Here is a 16782-nt window from a genome sequence, read left to right as displayed (position 1 = left end):
CCCGCGCGCCCGCGTTCGTCAAGCCGACATCAGCAGTGGCCTCGCCCGCCTGGCGTACGCCAGGGACTCGGGCGTGAGCACGGGACGCGGCACCAGGATTCCGCAGTCCGTGCAGACCGGACCCGCCGATGGTTCGTGGTCCAGGTCGTACTTCCAGGTGAGTTGCTCCCCGCCGCACACCGGGCACGCCGAGCCCGGTTCGCGCTCCAGCGCGGCGATCAGCCGGCGCAGCACCTCGGCCAGCGGTTCACGGGGGTGTACCGCCGGATCGTCGCACCACGCCACGCCGAACCCGCCCCAGGTCAGCCGGTGCCAGTCGTCCACGCTGCCCGGCCGGCGCAGTCCGTCGTGCTTCTCCTTCTTGCGGCGCTCGGCGAACTCGACCTCGTAGGCCAGCCAGACCGCCCGCGCCTCCTCCAGTTCGTCCAGTGCGGCCACGAGCCGCACTGGATCGGGGGACCGGTCCTCGGGACCGAACCCCGCCCGGGCGCACAAATGGTCCCAGGTCGCCCTGTGCCCGTAAGGGGCGAACCTCTCAAGGCACTTGCGCAGCGAATAGCGCCGCAATGCGAGATCGCACCGCGGATCGCGGACCTGTCTCGCCAGACTCCGGAAACCGGCCATCGTCCTGCACCTCCGTCACACCTGCACCTGTAATCCGGTCACTTCGGCGTCGTCGTACGGACGTCGCCGAATAGACGTATCGACAAGCGAATCGGCTCCATCCGATTTCAAATGCCCTCCATAAGCCGTCCTAAGAGGCTCGCGAGTCGACTGCCGTGGTCCGTGTGCCTGTTGTGCTGACTCCAAGAAGTGACGCTTGTTCATCTTCAAACTCGGGGATACCGGCGGTAACATCCGGCCACCCCCTCGGGAGGAGCCCCCCATGGCACGGCGTACCCCACGCACCGTTCTCGGCAGAATGAGAACTCCCCGGGGATTCCCCGGGTTCCTGAAGACCGCTTCGGTATGCGCCCTGATCGCAGGTCTTTTGTCGCCGCTTGCCCCGGCGGCCGCGGCGGAAACGCCGATCGCGCAGGCCACGGCCGCCGCGAACGACTACTGCGGCAACCAGTGTTCGGACATCCTCCCGCCCGGCCAGAACGGCAACGCCACCCTCGCCCAGATCCTCCTCAACCAGGCCTTCGGCACCCAGCCCGAGCACGCCGAGGACCAGCTCGGGCCCTACGCGAACCTCGCCAAGGGTCATACCGGGCTCACCAACGACAAGATCAACAACTTCTTCAACGACGCGTCCTTCGGAGTCCCGGCGGATCAGGTCGCCTCCACCGTCAAGCCCGCCGGGCGCGGCGACGTCACGATCGTCCGTGACAAGAAGACGGGCGTGCCGCACATCACCGGCACCACCCGGTACGGCACCGAGTTCGGGGCGGGCTACGCGGCCGCCCAGGACCGGCTGTGGCTGATGGACGTCTTCCGGCACGTCGGGCGCGGTCAGCTGACCTCCTTCGCCGGCGGCGTACCCTCCAACCAGGGCTTGGAGCAGCAGTTCTGGCGGCACGCCCCGTACACCGAGGCCGATCTGCAGGCCCAGATCGACAACGCCGTCGCCACCAACGGCGAGCGCGGCAAGCAGGCCCTCGCCGACGCCAAGGCCTATCTCGACGGCATCAACTCCTACATCGACGCCTCCGACAGCGCCCGCAACTTCCCCGGCGAGTACGTCCTCACCGGGCACAAGGACTCGGTCACCAACGCAGGGACGATCGATCACTTCAAGATCACCGACCTGGTCGCGCTGGCTTCCGTCATCGGCGCGCTGTTCGGTTCCGGCGGGGGCGGCGAGGTCAACAACGCGCTCTCGCTGCTCGCCGCCCAGGAGAAGTACGGCGTGGCGGAAGGCACCAAGGTCTGGGAGTCCTTCCGCGAGCGCAACGACCCGGAGGCCGTGCTCACGGTCCACGACGGCAGCTTCCCGTACGCGACCAAGCCCGACGCCCCGCAGGGCACGGCCCTGCCCGACGCCGGTTCCGTGAAGTCCGAGCCGCTCGTCTACGACCGCACCGGCAGCGCCACGGCCTCCAGCGCCACCGGAGCGTCCGGCGAGGCGGCGAAGACGGCCCTGTCGTCCGCCAAGCGTGGCATGTCCAACGCCCTCGTGGTCGGCGGCAAGCACACCGCGAGCGGCCACCCCGTCGCCGTGTTCGGCCCGCAGACCGGCTACTTCGCCCCCCAGCTGCTGCTGCTCCAAGAGATCCAGGGCCCGGGCATCAGCGCCCGGGGCGCCTCCTTCGCGGGCCTGAGCATGTACGTGGAACTCGGCCGCGGCCAGGACTACGCGTGGAGCGCCACGACCTCCGGCCAGGACATCATCGACAGCTACGCCGTCGAACTGTGCCAGGACGACTACCACTACCTGTACCGCGGCACCTGCACACCGATGGAGAAGATCGAGCAGAAGAACGCCTGGAAGCCGACCACCGCCGACGGCACCGCCGCCGGCTCGTACACCATGCGCGTCTGGCGCACGAAGTACGGCCCCGTCGAGTACCGCGCGACGGTCGGCGGCAAGAAGGTCGCCTACACCTCCCTGCGCTCGTCCTTCATGCACGAGGCCGACTCCATCATCGGCTTCCAGATGCTGAACGACCCCGACTACGTCAAGGGCCCGGAGTCCTTCCAGAAGGCGGTGCAGCACATCAACTACACCTTCAACTGGTTCTACGCCGACTCCGAGCACACCGCGTACTACAACAGCGGCGACAACCCGGTGCGCGCGAACGGCGTCGACGCCGAGTTCCCGGCGTGGGCGCGGCCGGCGTACGAGTGGCGGGGCTGGGACCCGGCGACCAACACGGCCGACTACACCCCGCCCTCCGCCCACCCCAACTCGATCGACCAAGACTACTACATCTCCTGGAACAACAAGCAGGCCAAGGACTACACGACCGCGCCCTGGGGCAACGGCTCCGTGCACCGTGGCAACCTCCTGGAGGACCGGGTGAAGAAACTGGTCCGGCAGGGCGGGGTGACCCGGGCCGCGCTGGTGAAGGCCATGGCCGACGCGGCGACGGCCGACCTGCGGGCGGAGGACGTCCTGCCGAAGCTGCTGAAGGTCGTCAACAGTTCACCGGTCACCGACTCCACCGCCGCCGCGGCCGTGAGCAAGCTCCAGGCCTGGGTCGCGGCCGGCGGCAAGCGCACGGAGACCTCGGCCGGCTCCAAGAAGTACGCCGACGCCGACGCGATCCGCATCCTCGACGCCTGGTGGCCGCTGCTGGTCAAGGCCGAGTTCGAACCGGGCCTCGGCAGTGAGCTCTACGCCGCCATGACCGCGAACCTGCCCGTCGACGAGTCCCCGTCGGCGGCCCACGGCCCGACCGGCTCGCACGCCGGAAGCTCCTTCCAGTACGGCTGGTGGAGCTATGTCGACAAGGACGTCCGGACCGTGCTCGGCGAGCAGGTGCAGGGTCCGCTCACCAGGAAGTACTGCGGCGACGGGAGCCTCAGCGCCTGCCGTGACACCCTCATCAGCACCCTGAAGGAGGCGGCCGCCAAGACCGCGGCCCAGGTCTACCCCGGTGACGACCAGTGCTCGGCGGGCGATCAGTGGTGCGCCGACTCGGTCATCCACCGCACTCTCGGCGGCATCAAGCACGGCAAGATCAGCTGGCAGAACCGGCCGACCTACCAGCAGGTCGTGGAGTTCACCTCGCACCGGTGACGCGCGCACAAGTGACACACGGTCCGGCGGCGGGTCAGCGGACGCGGCCCGCCGCCAGCACCAACCGGGCCAGTTCCTCGTGCAGGATGTCGCTGTGCGCTCCGGCAGGCGGCCCGCCGCGTCTGACCACCGCCGCGGCGTCGACGTTCACGCAGCCCGAGGCGGGCAGTTTCACCGTCAGGGCCTCGGCGAGGGAGTACGCGCGCGTGCCCGGCACCGCCCGCACCCCGCCGCAGCCCATCGCGCCCCACTTCTCGCCCAGGGCACGGCTCAGGTCGAGGCCGGTGACCGACCGGCTGTCGCCCGCCATCCGCGACGCCAGCGGATAGACGGTGCCGAGGGCCGAGTCGTGCCGGGAGTGGCAGCACACCAGGGGGCCGTCGATGCGGTTCTGCTGCCCCTGGAGCACCCCTCCCGCACGCGGGTCGTGCGGCAGCCGGGCAGCGAACGCGTAGTGCGAGAACGCCCCTTGGAGCAGCGTCACGGACTTCACCGTGCGCACGCCCTCGGGGAGCCCGCGCAGCGCGAACGACACCAGCCGCGCGCCGAAGCTGTGCCCCACCAGGTGCACGCGCACGCCCGGCGCCGCCGCCGCGAGCTGCCCGACCACCCGGCCCAGCCCCCGCTCACCGACGGTTCCGGCGCGCCGCTTCATCGCGTAGTACGTCGCCTGCCGCAGCAGTTCGTGCGCACCGTCCCAGGGGTTCGGGAGCCTGAAGTCCCGCCGCTCGCCGGAAGCTTCCAGTTCCGCGAGCGCCTGCGCGAACTCCTCGCAGGCCGCCGCCGAGGATCCGGCGAACATCTCCGGCTCGCTCTGCGGCACTCCCTCCGCCACCGTGTCCGCCGCGAACAACTCCTGCGGCCCGGGCGCCACCACCTCCACCAGCAGCCGCACCAGCCGCCCGAACTCCTCCAGCTCGGACTCCTCCCGCGGCTGCTGCTCCAGCAGCCGCGCGATCTGGTCGACCAGGATCGCCCGGCCCGGGAAGGTCTCCAGCAGCGCGTGCCGGGTGTCCTTGTCGAGCACGGGACGCCCGGGGGCCTCGGCCGCCACGGCCCGCGGCAGGTCCGGGATCGGTTCGTCGGAGAACCGCATCGCCGGCCACAGCACCCCGACGTACCCGACCCGGGCCGCCGGTGCCAGCCGCGGGACGGGCGCGAGGAAACGGTCGTAGAGCCGGGTCGCGCCCGAGCGGTCGTTGTTCCACCCGTGCGCGAAGACGATCAGGTCGCGCACCTTCCGTTCGGCCACCCCGGCGAGCAACCGGTCCCGCTGGCGGCCCGCCGGGTCCCCGTCCGCGTCGAAGGTCAGCTCCCAGTAGGGAGTCACACTCATCGCCGGATCCGCCATGACAGGCCCCCTAGCCCCCGGGTGACGCCACGATCTGGGCGCATCGTCCTGCCAACGGGGCGACTTGGCCATACGTCACGGGCGCATCGGGGGCGGTGCGCCTCGCTCAGCGGTAGACGAGGTACTCCCGCCGCATCCGCCGGAACGCCGCCAGGTCCCGCTGCCACCCCGCCACGACCTCGTCGGTGTCCGCGCCCGCGTCGATCATCGTGCGCACGCGCGTGGAGCCGGTGAGCTTGTCGATCCAGTTGTCGGGGCGCCAGGCGAAACCGCCCCAGACCCGCTTGGCGGTCACGAGCAGGGCGATTCCCGTCCGCACGGGGTCGAACGCGGCCCGGTCGTGCACATGGACCTGTACGCCGCCGATCGTCTTGCCCTGGAACTTCGAGAAAGTGGGCGCGAAGTACGCCTCCCTGAACCGCACACCGGGCAGTCCGAGTTCGTTCGCCCCGTCCGCCCAGCGCCGGTCGATCCCCTCGGCGCCCAGCAGCTCGAACGGCCGTGTCGTGCCGCGCCCCTCCGACAGGTTCGTGCCCTCGAACAGACACGTCCCCGAGTACACCAGGGCCGTCTCCGGTGTCGGCATGTTCGGGCTCGGCGGCACCCAGGGAAGCCCGGAGGCGTCGTAGAAGTCCGAGCGCTTCCAGCCCGACATCGTCACGGTCTCCAGCGGCACGGGGGCGGTCAGGAACTCGCCGTTGAACAGCCGCGCCAGCTCCGCGACGGTCATCCCGTGGGCCTGGGAGATGGGCTGCCGGCCGACGAACGTCGCGAACTCCTTGTGCAGCACGGGCCCCAGCGCCGCGCGCCCCGTCACCGGGTTGGGCCGGTCCAGCACCACGAACCGCTTGCCGGCGAGCTGTGCGGCCTCCATGCAGTCGTACAGGGTCCAGATGTACGTGTAGAAGCGGGCGCCGACGTCCTGGATGTCGAAGACGACCGTGTCCACGCCGGACGCGGTGAAGATGTCGGCGAGGGGCCGGCCGCTCTTGAGGTACGTGTCGTAGACGGGCAGGCCGGTCGCCGGGTCGTCGTAGCGGCCCTCGGAGCCGCCGGCCTGGGCGGTGCCCCGGAAGCCGTGCTCGGGGCCGAAGACGGCGGTGAGGTCGACGCGGTCGTCCTCGTGCATGACGTCGACGATGTGGCGGGCGTCGCGGGTGATGCCGGTGGGGTTGGTGACGATGCCGGCCTTCTGGCCGTCGAGCAGGGCGTAGCCGTCGTGGGCGAGTCGTTCGAAGCCGGTGCGCAGTCGCCTGCGGCGCTGGGCGGCGGACGCGGTGGAGGTGGCTGATACGGCTGCCGCCGTGGCGGTGGTGAGTACGGCTCGTCTGGAAGGGCGCATGCGGTGACCTCCGTGGTCCGTTTTGTGCCGCTTCTTCGTGGCTGGTCGCGCCCACGCGGCGGAGCCGCAAATCGGTACAGCCCCGCGCCCCTAAGGGTGTTGCGGTTGCCCCTTCCTTGAAACATACCGACCGGTTAGTCTGGCGCTATTGCTGAGCCGCGACTGAGGAGACCGATGGTGGGAGCCTTTCAAGGGGCCGGAGTCGTTGTCACGGGGGCCGGTGGGGGGATCGGAGCCGCGCTCGCCCGGCGCTTCGCCGCCGAGGGGGCCCGGGTCGTCGTCAATGACCTGGACGCCGAGCGGGCCAAGCACATCGCGGACGAGGTCGGCGGGATCGCCGTGCCCGGTGACGCCTCGGCGATCGTCGGGGACGCCCGGGACGCGCTGGGCGGGACCGTCGATGTGTACTGCGCCAACGCCGGTGTCGCCTTCGACGGCGTCGATGCCGGTCAGGCATTGGACGAGAAGGCATGGGCGACGTCCTGGGACGTGAACGTCATGGCCCATGTCCGGGCCGCCGAGGAGCTGCTGCCGGCCTGGCTGGAGCGCGGCAGTGGCCGGTTCGTCTCCACCGTGTCCGCCGCCGGGCTGCTCACCATGATCGGCGCCGCGCCCTACGCCGTCACCAAGCACGGCGCCCTCGCCTTCGCCGAGTGGCTGTCGCTGACCTACCGGCACCGGGGCGTGAAGGTCCACGCCATCTGCCCGCAGGGCGTCCGCACCGACATGCTCGCCGCCACCGGCAGCGCGGGCGACCTGGTGCTGCGGTCGACCGCGATCGAGCCGGAGGACGTCGCGGACGCCCTGCTCAAGGGCATCGAGGAGGACCGGTTCCTGATCCTGCCGCACCCGGAGGTCGCCGCCTACCATCAGGCCCGGGCCGGCGACCCCGACCGGTGGCTGGCCGGCATGAACCGTATCCAGCAGCAGTGGGAGGAGAACCGGTGACCGAGTCCCGTTACGCGGCCAAGCCTTGGCTGGACCTGCTCGACGAGGCCCAGAGGGGCCCGATCAGCCCCGCCGGCTCCCTCGTGCACGCCCTGCGGCGGGTGATGGCCGAGATGCCGGACCGTGACTTCCTGGCCTACTTCGACGGCCGGCTGACCTACCGGGACGTCGACGAGTTCAGCGACTCCGTCGCGGGGCACCTCGCGGCACGCGGCCTGCAGCGCGGCGACCGGGTCGCGGTGCTGCTCCAGAACTCCCCGCACTTCGTGCTCGCCGTGCTCGGCGCGTGGAAGGCGGGCGCGGTCGTCGTGCCCGTCAACCCGATGTACAAGTCGGGCGAGGTGAGCCACGTCCTGCGGGACGGCGAGGTGGCCGCGCTGATCTGCTCGGACCGGGCGTGGGAGACGTATCTGCGCGAGACGGCGGCGGACTCGCCCGTGCGGATCGTGCTCACCGGATGCGAGCTGGACTTCCAGACGCGTGACGACGCGCGCGTGCTGACCTTCGAGCGGGTGCCGCAGGCCCCCGACGCCGACGATCTGGTGACGGTGGCGCGAGCGGGGCACAAGGCACCGGCGGACCGTGCGCCCGGCCCCTCCGACATCGCGCTGATCAGCTACACCTCCGGCACGAGCGGCACGCCCAAGGGCGCCACCAACACGCACGGCAACATCATGTACAACGCCGAGCGGCAGCGGACCGGCCTGGGGCTGCCCGAGCGGCCCGTGTACTTCGCGATGGCGCCCCTGTTCCACATCACGGGCATGGTCTGTCAGTTCGGCGCCTGCCTGAACAGCGGGGGCACGCTCGTGCTGGCCTACCGCTTCGAGGCGGGCACGGTGCTGGACGCGTTCGCCGAGCACGCGCCGCACTACACGGTCGGCCCGTCCACGGCCTTCATGGCGCTGGCCGCCCACCCCTCCGTCACCCGTGACCACTTCTCCTCCTTCCGGGTGATCTCCTCCGGCGGTGCCCCGCTGCCGCCCGCGCTGGTGGAGAAATTCCGGGCGGGCTTCGGGCCGTACATCCGTAACGGCTACGGGCTGACCGAGTGCACCGCGCCCTGCGCCTCCGTGCCGCCCGGTCTGGAGGCGCCCGTCGACGCGGCGTCCGGGACGCTCGCCGTGGGCCTGCCCGGCCCCGACACGGTCGTACGGATCATCGACGACAACGGCGACGACGTGCCCTTCGGCGAGCAGGGCGAGATCGCCGTGCGCGGCCCGCAGGTCGTGCCCGGCTACTGGCGGCGCGCCGACGCCACCGCCGAGACGTTCCCCGGCGCCGAACTGCGCACCGGCGACATCGGCTTCATGGACGAGCAGGGCTGGCTGTACGTCGTCGACCGCAAGAAGGACATGATCAACGCGTCCGGCTTCAAGGTGTGGCCGCGCGAGGTCGAGGACGTGCTCTACACACACCCGGCGGTGCGCGAGGCCGCCGTGGTCGGGGTGCCCGACGGCTATCGCGGGGAGACCGTCAAGGCGTACATCAGCCTGCGTCCGGACGCCGAGACGGACCCGGATGCACTCGCCGCCTACTGCAAGGAGAGACTGGCCGCCTACAAATACCCGCGCCAGGTGGAGATCCTGCCCGACTTGCCGAAGACGGCCAGTGGGAAGATCCTCCGTCGGGAACTGCGTTCCCGGACGCAAGGCAATTGACGGCAGTACGGAAAGGCAGGTGGCGGCAGTGCCCAGGACCACGGACTCGGACGGCACCCCCGTGCCTCAGCGGCTCCTGGCCGCCGCCACCCGGCTCTTCGCGGAGCAGGGCTACGACCGCACCTCGGTGCAGGAGATCGTCGAGGCGGCCGGCGTCACCAAAGGGGCGCTCTACCACTACTTCGGCTCCAAGGACGATCTGCTGCACGAGGTGTACGCGCGCGTGCTGCGCATCCAGCAGGAGCGGCTGGACGCCGTCGCGGGAGCCGACGAGCCGGTCGAGAAGAGACTGCGGTCGGCGGCCGCGGACGTCGTGGTGACGACGATCGACAGCCTCGACGACGCGATGATCTTCTGGCGGTCGATGCACCATCTCAGCCCCGAGAAGAACAAGCAGGTCCGCTCCGAGCGCCGCCGCTACCACGAGCGCTTCCGCGCGCTGGTCGAGGAGGGCCAGGAGGCGGGCGTCTTCTCCAAGGCGACCCCGGCGGACCTGGTCGTCGACTACCACTTCGGCTCGGTCCACCACCTGTCGACGTGGTACCGGCCGGATGGTCCCATGACGCCCCAGCAGGTCGCAGACCACCTGGCCGACCTGCTGATGCGGGCGCTGCGCCCCTGACCCAGGGGGCTCCGCCCCCTGGACTCCGGCCTATGTCCACCCACCACCCGACACGGTGAGCCAAGAGGCCGGGCTGCCCCCACCAGCCCGTCCGGCGTTTGAGGACGAGGCCGTTCAGGCCGATCGGGGGTCAAGGGGCGGAGCCCCCTGAGGATGGGACGGGTAAGGGCGGCGGGGGCGAAGAAACCCCCACCGCCCGCACCGCCTACAGGTACTTCTTCAACTCCCGGCGAGCCAACGACCGCTGATGCACCTCATCAGGCCCGTCCGCGATCATCAGCGTCCGTGCCGCCGCATACAGCTCCGCCAGCGGGAAGTCCTGACTGACACCACCCGCCCCGTGCAACTGGATCGCCCGGTCGAGAATGTCCACCACCGCCCGAGGCGTAGCGATCTTGATCGACTGGATCTCGGTGTGCGCCCCCTTGTTCCCGGCCGTGTCCATCAGCCAGGCCGTCTTCAGCACCAGCAGCCGCAACTGCTCCACCGTCACGCGCGCGTCCGCGATCCAGTTGTGCACCACACCCTGCTGCGCCAGCGCCTTGCCGAAGGCCGTACGGGACGCCGCCCGCCGGCACATCAGCTCGATCGCCCGCTCAGCCATGCCGATCAGCCGCATGCAGTGGTGGATCCGGCCCGGACCGAGCCGGGCCTGGGCGATGGCGAAGCCGCCGCCCTCCTCGCCGATCAGGTTCGACGCCGGCACACGCGCGTCGTCGAAGATCACCTCGGCGTGGCCGCCGTGGGAGTGGTCCTCGTAGCCGAACACCCGCATCGCACGCTTGACGGTCACGCCAGGCGTGTCACGGGGGACCAGAACCATGGACTGCTGACGGCGGATGTCGTCCCCGTCCGGGTCCGTCTTGCCCATCACGATGAAGATCTTGCAGTCCGGGTTCATCGCCCCGGAGATGTACCACTTGCGGCCGGAGATGACGTACTCGTCGCCGTCCCGCCGGATGTGCGTGGTGATGTTGGTGGCGTCCGAGGAGGCCACCTCCGGCTCGGTCATCGCGAACGCCGAGCGGATCTCGCCCGCAAGCAGCGGCTCCAGCCACTGCTTGCGATGCTGCTCGTCACCGAACTGGGTCAGCACCTCCATGTTCCCGGTGTCGGGCGCCGCGCAGTTCGTCGCCGTCGGCGCCAGGTGCGGGGACCGGCCCATGATCTCGGCGAGCGGCGCGTACTGGAGGTTGGTGAGCCCGGCCCCGTACTCGGAGTTCGGCAGGAAGAGGTTCCACAGCCCCTGCCTGCGGGCCTCGGCCTTCAGCTCCTCCACCACGGCCGGCGTCTCCCACGGGGAGGCGAGCAGGGCGCGCTGCTCCTCCGCCACCGCCTCGGCCGGATAGACGTGCTCGTCCATGAAGGTGAGCAGCTTGGCGCGCAGCTCCTCGGTGCGTGCGTCGAACGCGAAGTCCATACGGATCAGCCCTCCTGAAGGCCCTCGTGAAGCGTGGTCAGGCCGTGCCGGACGAAGACGGGCACGAGGTCGCCGATGCGGTCGAACCCGCGCCCGACCGTCTGGCCCAGCGTGTAGCGGTAGTGGATGCCCTCGAGGATCACGGCGAGTTTGAACCAGGCGAACGCCGTGTACCAGGAGACCGCGGAGACGTCGCGCCCCGAGCGCGCGGCGTACCGCTCGATGAGTTCGGACGGCGCCGGATGCCCGGGGGCCTCGGCGGTCGTGGAGACGGGGGACTCGGGCATGCCCAGCGGCATGCTGTACATGACCAGCAGGCCGAGGTCGGTGAGCGGGTCGCCGAGCGTCGACATCTCCCAGTCGAGGATGGCCTTGATCTGGTCGTCCTCGCCGATGAGGACGTTGTCGAGCCGGTAGTCGCCGTGCACGACGGCCGGGGCGGGGGAGCGGGGCAGGTCCCGGCCGAGGGCGGCGTGCAGTTCGTCGATGCCGTCCAGGTCGCGGTTGCGGGAGGCGTCCAGCTGCTTGCCCCAGCGCCGCAGCTGCCGGTCCAGGAAGCCCTCGGGCCGGCCGAAGTCCGCGAGACCCGCCTCGCCCGGGTCCACCGCGTGCAGCTCCACCAGCGTGTCCACCAGGTTCAGCACCGCTCCCCGGGTCCGCTCCGGACCGAGCGGCACGAGCTGGTCGGCGGTGCGATAGGGGGTGCCCTCGACGAACTCCATGACGTAGAAGGGCGACCCGAGCACCTCCTCGTCCTCGCACAGCAGCACAGGGCGGGGAACCGGCACGGCCGTCGGATACAGCCCGCTGATCACCCGGTGCTCGCGCTTCATGTCGTGCGCGGTGGCCAGCACATGACCGAGCGGAGGCCGCCGTACGACCCAGCGCGCGGTGCCGTCGGAGACCGCGTACGTGAGGTTCGACCGTCCGCCCTCGATCAGCCGGCCGGACAGCGGGCCGTTCACCAGGCCGGGGCGTTCCCGGTCGAGCAGGCCGCGCAGCCGGTCGAGATCGAGTCCGGGCGGGTGGTCGGGGCTCATGCGTCGCTCCTACGGGGAGATGGACGGTTCCCGACACATGATGCCGACCGGTCGGTATGTCGTCCAGAGGGGGGCCGAAACGTGATCGGAGCCACGATAGGCCGACGGCTCCTCACGCGAGACGCCGGGGAGGTTCCGGCCGCTTCGTTCAGGCCATCCGGCTTGCGTGCCGCGCGGGGAGCCCGGAAGGTCGGAGCCATGAAGGCCATCAGCTACTCACGGTACGGCGGACCCGAGGTGCTGGCGTTCGGGGAGGTCCGCGATCCCAAGGTCGGCCCGGACGCGGTGCTGGTGAAGGTGCGGGCGGCGGCCGTGAACCCCGTCGACTGGAAGGCCCGCGAGGGCTACCTCGACGCCATCCTCGAACCCGCCTTCCCCGTGGTGCCCGGCTGGGACGTCTCGGGCGTCGTCGTACGGCCCGGCGTGGCCGTCTCGGAGTACGACGTCGGGGACGAGGTCATCGGGTACGTACGCGAGGACTTCCTCTCCCGGGGCACCTTCGCCGAGTACGTGGCCGCGCCCCTGCGCACCCTTGCCCGCAAGCCGCGCAACCTCTCCTTCGAGGAGGCGGCCGGGCTCCCGCTGGTCGGGCTCACCGCTTACCAGGTGCTGCTCAAGGTGCTCCAGGTGAAGCGGGGCGAGACCGTCCTGGTGCACGCCGCGGCCGGCGGCGTCGGCTCGCTCGCCGTACAGCTCGGCACTCATCTCGGCGCCCGGGTGATCGGTACGGCGAGCGAGCCCAACCACGACTTCGTGCGGGGCCTCGGTGGCGAGCCGGTGACGTACGGCGAGGGCCTGGGCGAGCGGGTGCGGGGTCTGGCGCCCGAGGGCGTGGACGCGGTGTTCGACACGGTCGGCGGTGACGCGCTGAAGGTCTCGGCGAACCTGCTGGCCCCCGAAGGCCGCCTGGTGTCGATCGCCGACGGCGACGTCGTGAACTACGGCGGCCGCTACTACTTCGTGCGCCCCGACGCCGAGGATCTCCAGCGGCTGTCCGAACTGGCGGAACAGGGTGTGGTGAGCGTGCACGTCTCCGAGACGTTCCCGCTGGAGCGGGCGGCGGACGCGCACCTGCTGAACCAGGAGGGCCGGACCCGCGGCAAGATCGTCGTGACGGTGGACTGGGAGACGGAGGGCGCGTAGCCGCGGCCGTCGAGGACCAGAGGCCTCAGAGAACGAGGGCCGCCCCGCACACCGCCATCGCCACCGTGCACAGCACCGCGGCCGTGGCGTGCCGGGGCGCGAACGCCGCCGGGCTGCCGGAGGCGGAGAGGGTGCGGATACGGCGATGGGCGACGCCGAGGAAGCCCAGCCACAGGACACAGCACAGGGCGCATCCGACGACCCCGGCCACCGACGCGCCGCCGTGCAGCGCGGTCTTCACGGCGAGCACGGCGGCGACCGTGCCCGAGAGTGTCGTGCGCCGCCACGCGAGCCGGGTCCGCTCGGGCTGGAGCCCGGGGTCGCGGTCGGGGGTCCGAGACGTGCTGTGAGCCGCGCTCACCCCTCCCACCCCACGAGCACCACCAGCGCCATCGCGACGGCGACCACCGCGACGACGATGCTCAGCAACGCCGGGAACCGGGACACCGGCAGATCCTCGCCCCGGCGCATGGCCCGCTCGCAGCGCACCCAGTGGTTGACCGCCCGCAGCGAGCACAGCACGCCCGCGACGAGCAGCGCGAGGGCCATCCCGACCCGCCACCCCCAGCGCAGGTCAGGCAGGAACTGGTCCACGGCGAAGCCGCCGCCGATCAGCGCGAGCGCGGTGCGCAGCCAGGCAAGGAAGGTGCGTTCGTTCGCCAGCGAGAACCGGTAGTCGGGCGTCTCGCCGTCCTGCCGGACCTCCGCGGGCGCGAACCACAAACGGACGTTCCGTACGAACTCGATCACGCGTGCGACCCTACCCGGCCGACCGGAAGGCCTTGAGCCGCTCGTACGCCGCCAGCCCGTCCGGCACCCACTCCCAGTCCCCGAGGCGCCGCTCCACCTCGTCCTCGGGCAGGAAGTCGTGCCAGGCCACCTCCTCGACCTGCGGCCGCACGGGAAGCTCGCAGCGGACCTCGTACACCGCCGACCACCAGCTCCGGCCGGCGCCGTCGTCGTAGAGGAACTTGAAGAGGTACCGCGGCTGCGGCAGGCCGGTCACGCCCAGCTCTTCCTCGGCCTCGCGCAGGGCTGCCGTGTCGTAGGCCTCGCCCGCGCCGACCACGCCGCCGACGAACATGTCGTAGAGGGAGGGGAAGACCAGCTTGGCCGGGGTCCGCCGGTGCACGAAGATCCGTCCCCCGGCGTCCCGGGCCTGGATGAACACGCAGCGGTGCCGCAGGCCCTCGCCGTAGACCTCGCCTCGGGGCGACTGTCCGATGACCTGGTCGTTCTCGTCGACGATGTCGAGGATCTCGTCAGCAGCGCTCATGCCCTCATCCAAGCAGGGGCCGCGTCCGTGCGGCGGGCGGCGCCGGCTTCACACCTGCTGCGGCTGTGCCTGCAGCTTGCCCACGCGGGCCCGCTCCGCCAATCCGTGCGGCATCGCCGGATGCAGCCCGAGCAGCACGATCCCGGCGACCACGGCCAGCAGACCGCCGGCCTCCCAGCTCAGGGCCACCGCGTCGGTCCGCAGCCGGTCGCCCAGGAAGCCGACACCGCAGATGATCCCGGCGAGCGGCTGGGCGGCGGTCAGGGCGGGCAGCGACTTGCGCAGGGAGGCGGTCTCGAAGGCGCTCTGCACGAGGACCAGCCCCGTGACGCCCAGCGCGAGGACCGCGTACGGCTGCCAGCCGGTCAGCAGCTCGGCGAAGCCGCCCTCGGAGAACTTCTGCCCGCTCACCCGGGTCAGCGCGTCCTGCACGCCGTACAGCAGCCCGGCGGCCAGGGCCAGCAGCACCGGTCCGGAGCTCAGCCGCGAACGCTTGGCGTGTGTCGTGAGCAGCAGGGCGAGCCCGACCATGGCACCGATGATCAGCCACTGTCGCACCGGATCGGCCGTCGCGGCGCCGCCCTGCGGCTGACCCGCCACGATGAACGCGGTCACTCCGCCCGCCAGCAGCAGGAGGCCCGCCCAGCCCTGGCGGCCCAGTGGCTGCTTGGTCTGCCTCCGGGACAGCGCGAGCGCGAACAGCAGGTTCGTCGCCAGCAGTGGCTCCACCAGGGACAGCTCGCCCTGCCCGAGGGCGGCGGCGCCCAGCGCCATGCCGACGACCATCAGCGCGATGCCGCCGAGCCAGCGCGGCACCTTCACCAGGTCGATCAGCAGGCGGAAGGAGAGGAAGTCGCTCAGCGGAGCCCGCTGGGCCGCGTTCTGCTGCAGGACGAAGCCGAAGCCCAGACAGCAGGCGGCGCTCAGGGCGAGCACGAGTACTAGAACCGACACGCGGTGTACCTCGATCATCAGGTCGGGTTCACGGTTGCGTAGGGGCCGACTGTACCGGCCGGCTCCGCCCGGCGCGCCCGTACGTCCTGCCATGGTCCGGGGCGAAACCGGCAAACGCTATGACGTACGTCACAAAGGGCGAAACGGAAAAATCGGATGCCGGTCACACGCTCCTCCCACTCCCCGTTGATCACAAAACCCTCACGAGTAACGCCACTTGACGCGTGTAACGCGAAGACGGCCCTTGACGTCAACCATTGGCGGGGGGTTGGCTGTGCGTGATCAGTTCATGGCATTGCGCACACCCGCGCCCCATCGACCGCCGTGAGCCGAAACACCAGAAGAGCGCGTGAGGAAGTTCCGCGGTGTCCCCACCCCCGCCTCCCCTCGGCCGTGGCCGCAGACGTGCGGCACAGGCCTTCGACGAGGCTCTCGACGACGCCGACCTCGTGGCCGCGCGCGCCGCGCTGGCGCAGGGCCGCTGGCAGCACGTCCGTTCCCTGCTGGTCCGCACCGGGGACGACTGGGACCGCCGCGGCCACCGGATCACGGTCCTCGCGGCCGAGTCCTACAGCGCTGCCTGGGCCCGTGAGTGGCTGCTCGCCGAACCCGAGTCCGCCGACGCCTCCGTCCTGCTCGCCCTCGCCGAGGTCCGGCGGGTGCTGCGCGGCAAGGGCAAGCCGGCCCGCGCCCGCGAGGCCTGCGAGAGCGCCGTCGCCCGCGCCCCGGCCGACCCCACCCCCTGGCTCGGCCTGCTCATGCTGGAGTGCGCGACCGGCACCGACATGGACGTGGTCCGGCGTTTCGAGGCGGTCCGCGGCCGGTACGCCGACCACCACCACGCCCACCACCTGATGGTCGCCCGGCTCGCCGCACGCCGCATCGAGGCCGGCCCGGACCCGCTGCACGAGGTCTACGACTTCGCCAACTGGGCCGCCGAACAGGCACCGGCCGACTCCCCGCTCGCGATCCTGCCCGTCATCGCCCACGCCGAGCGCTACCGCGTGCTGGCGGCCGCCGGGTACGAGCCGGCCGATCCGGCCGCCTCGGGCCACTGGGCCGGCCGCCGCGCCCGGCAGGTGATGAAGACCGCCTTCGACTGGTGGCTGGAGTGGGAGCTGGAAGGCCACCCGCGCCGGCTGATCGACCTGAACTTCCTCGCCCACGCCAAGTTCTGCGAGGGGCGGGGCGCCGAGGCCGCCGCCCTGTTCCACCGGATCGGCCGGTACGCCACCCCGGCGCCCTGGTCGTACCCGGACCGCGACCCGCACACCGCCTTCGCCGCCGCCCGCGCCGGCGCGCTCGGCACGGCCTGACCCCCGCCATCCCCAGAAGTGAGG

At 71.2% G+C, this 16782-nt stretch carries 15 protein-coding genes; 6 read left to right on the top strand and 9 right to left on the bottom strand.

The genetic code is table 11. The features are described from left to right. Nucleotides 1-18: 18 nt before the first annotated feature. On the bottom strand, nt 19-624 hold the full coding sequence (locus ACQEV8_RS09170; RefSeq protein WP_432958878.1) for a hypothetical protein: 606 nt from the start codon (nt 622-624) through the stop codon (nt 19-21). A 262-nt stretch (nt 625-886) separates the two neighbouring features. On the opposite strand from ACQEV8_RS09170, the gene ACQEV8_RS09165 reads away from it, so the two are divergent. Further along, nucleotides 887-3685, top strand: coding sequence for a penicillin acylase family protein (locus ACQEV8_RS09165; protein WP_432958877.1), 2799 nt, complete (start codon nt 887-889; stop codon nt 3683-3685). A 34-nt stretch (nt 3686-3719) separates the two neighbouring features. Here the strand turns inward: ACQEV8_RS09165 and ACQEV8_RS09160 are convergent, their stop codons facing one another. Both ACQEV8_RS09160 and ACQEV8_RS09155 read right to left on the bottom strand, forming a co-directional pair. After that, on the bottom strand, nt 3720-5036 hold the full coding sequence (locus tag ACQEV8_RS09160) for a serine-threonine protein kinase (protein WP_432958875.1): 1317 nt from the start codon (nt 5034-5036) through the stop codon (nt 3720-3722). Between the two features lie 106 nt (nt 5037-5142). Continuing rightward, the gene (locus ACQEV8_RS09155; RefSeq protein WP_432958873.1) at nt 5143-6378 is read right to left on the bottom strand and encodes an exo-beta-N-acetylmuramidase NamZ family protein; all 1236 of its coding nucleotides are present in this window, start codon (nt 6376-6378) and stop codon (nt 5143-5145) included. Nucleotides 6379-6552: 174 nt separating this feature from the next. On the opposite strand from ACQEV8_RS09155, the gene ACQEV8_RS09150 reads away from it, so the two are divergent. The 3 genes from ACQEV8_RS09150 to ACQEV8_RS09140 are packed head-to-tail and all read left to right on the top strand — an operon-like array spanning nt 6553 to nt 9609. Then, nucleotides 6553-7326 (top strand): SDR family oxidoreductase, encoded by a 774-nt coding sequence (locus ACQEV8_RS09150; protein WP_432958871.1) that lies wholly within the window; start codon nt 6553-6555, stop codon nt 7324-7326. Further along, nucleotides 7323-8987 carry a class I adenylate-forming enzyme family protein gene (locus tag ACQEV8_RS09145; RefSeq protein ID WP_432958869.1) on the top strand — a complete coding sequence of 555 codons (1665 nt, stop codon included), beginning with the start codon at nt 7323-7325 and terminating at the stop codon, nt 8985-8987. Before ACQEV8_RS09150 ends, ACQEV8_RS09145 begins: the two co-directional genes overlap by 4 nt. 28 nt (nt 8988-9015) lie before the next feature. Then, nucleotides 9016-9609 (top strand): TetR/AcrR family transcriptional regulator, encoded by a 594-nt coding sequence (locus ACQEV8_RS09140; protein WP_432958867.1) that lies wholly within the window; start codon nt 9016-9018, stop codon nt 9607-9609. Nucleotides 9610-9814: 205 nt separating this feature from the next. On the opposite strand, the gene ACQEV8_RS09135 is transcribed toward ACQEV8_RS09140, so the two are convergent. Both ACQEV8_RS09135 and ACQEV8_RS09130 read right to left on the bottom strand, forming a co-directional pair. Beyond that, nucleotides 9815-11029: an acyl-CoA dehydrogenase family protein gene (locus tag ACQEV8_RS09135; protein ID WP_432958866.1), complete on the bottom strand. Its 1215-nt coding sequence runs from the start codon at nt 11027-11029 to the stop codon at nt 9815-9817. Nucleotides 11030-11034: 5 nt separating this feature from the next. After that, on the bottom strand, nt 11035-12069 hold the full coding sequence (locus ACQEV8_RS09130) for a phosphotransferase family protein (protein ID WP_432958865.1): 1035 nt from the start codon (nt 12067-12069) through the stop codon (nt 11035-11037). Between the two features lie 198 nt (nt 12070-12267). On the opposite strand from ACQEV8_RS09130, the gene ACQEV8_RS09125 reads away from it, so the two are divergent. Continuing rightward, nucleotides 12268-13212: an NADP-dependent oxidoreductase gene (locus tag ACQEV8_RS09125; protein ID WP_432958863.1), complete on the top strand. Its 945-nt coding sequence runs from the start codon at nt 12268-12270 to the stop codon at nt 13210-13212. A gap of 25 nt (nt 13213-13237) precedes the next feature. On the opposite strand, the gene ACQEV8_RS09120 is transcribed toward ACQEV8_RS09125, so the two are convergent. Genes ACQEV8_RS09120 through ACQEV8_RS09105 form a run of 4 tightly spaced genes read right to left on the bottom strand, consistent with a single transcriptional unit; the run spans nt 13238 to nt 15460 of the window. Beyond that, nucleotides 13238-13573, bottom strand: coding sequence for a DUF202 domain-containing protein (locus tag ACQEV8_RS09120; protein ID WP_432958862.1), 336 nt, complete (start codon nt 13571-13573; stop codon nt 13238-13240). Continuing rightward, a complete protein-coding gene (locus tag ACQEV8_RS09115; protein ID WP_432958860.1) occupies nt 13570-13962 on the bottom strand; it encodes a YidH family protein in 393 nt (130 codons plus the stop codon). Before ACQEV8_RS09115 ends, ACQEV8_RS09120 begins: the two co-directional genes overlap by 4 nt. A gap of 10 nt (nt 13963-13972) precedes the next feature. Continuing rightward, on the bottom strand, nt 13973-14488 hold the full coding sequence (locus ACQEV8_RS09110; protein WP_432958858.1) for an NUDIX hydrolase: 516 nt from the start codon (nt 14486-14488) through the stop codon (nt 13973-13975). 48 nt (nt 14489-14536) lie between these two features. Further along, on the bottom strand, nt 14537-15460 hold the full coding sequence (locus tag ACQEV8_RS09105) for a DMT family transporter (RefSeq protein WP_432958857.1): 924 nt from the start codon (nt 15458-15460) through the stop codon (nt 14537-14539). Between the two features lie 347 nt (nt 15461-15807). On the opposite strand from ACQEV8_RS09105, the gene ACQEV8_RS09100 reads away from it, so the two are divergent. Continuing rightward, nucleotides 15808-16758: a hypothetical protein gene (locus tag ACQEV8_RS09100; RefSeq protein WP_432958855.1), complete on the top strand. Its 951-nt coding sequence runs from the start codon at nt 15808-15810 to the stop codon at nt 16756-16758. Nucleotides 16759-16782: the final 24 nt, after the last annotated feature.

The sequence above is a fragment of the Streptomyces sp. CA-179760 genome (assembly GCF_050937045.1).
Taxonomy (GTDB): domain Bacteria; phylum Actinomycetota; class Actinomycetes; order Streptomycetales; family Streptomycetaceae; genus Streptomyces.
This window is presented reverse-complemented; position numbering and strand designations above follow the sequence as displayed.

Excerpts from the sequence above, each read along its gene's own strand:
- ACQEV8_RS09170 (WP_432958878.1), bottom strand. The coding sequence starts at position 624 with ATGGCCGGTTTCCGGAGTCTGGCGAGACAGGTCCGCGATCCGCGGTGC.
- ACQEV8_RS09165 (WP_432958877.1), top strand. The coding sequence starts at position 887 with ATGGCACGGCGTACCCCACGCACCGTTCTCGGCAGAATGAGAACTCCC.
- ACQEV8_RS09160 (WP_432958875.1), bottom strand. The coding sequence starts at position 5,036 with ATGGCGGATCCGGCGATGAGTGTGACTCCCTACTGGGAGCTGACCTTC.
- ACQEV8_RS09155 (WP_432958873.1), bottom strand. The coding sequence starts at position 6,378 with ATGCGCCCTTCCAGACGAGCCGTACTCACCACCGCCACGGCGGCAGCC.
- ACQEV8_RS09150 (WP_432958871.1), top strand. The coding sequence starts at position 6,553 with ATGGTGGGAGCCTTTCAAGGGGCCGGAGTCGTTGTCACGGGGGCCGGT.
- ACQEV8_RS09135 (WP_432958866.1), bottom strand. The coding sequence starts at position 11,029 with ATGGACTTCGCGTTCGACGCACGCACCGAGGAGCTGCGCGCCAAGCTG.
- ACQEV8_RS09130 (WP_432958865.1), bottom strand. The coding sequence starts at position 12,069 with ATGAGCCCCGACCACCCGCCCGGACTCGATCTCGACCGGCTGCGCGGC.
- ACQEV8_RS09125 (WP_432958863.1), top strand. The coding sequence starts at position 12,268 with ATGAAGGCCATCAGCTACTCACGGTACGGCGGACCCGAGGTGCTGGCG.
- ACQEV8_RS09110 (WP_432958858.1), bottom strand. The coding sequence starts at position 14,488 with ATGAGCGCTGCTGACGAGATCCTCGACATCGTCGACGAGAACGACCAG.
- ACQEV8_RS09105 (WP_432958857.1), bottom strand. The coding sequence starts at position 15,460 with ATGATCGAGGTACACCGCGTGTCGGTTCTAGTACTCGTGCTCGCCCTG.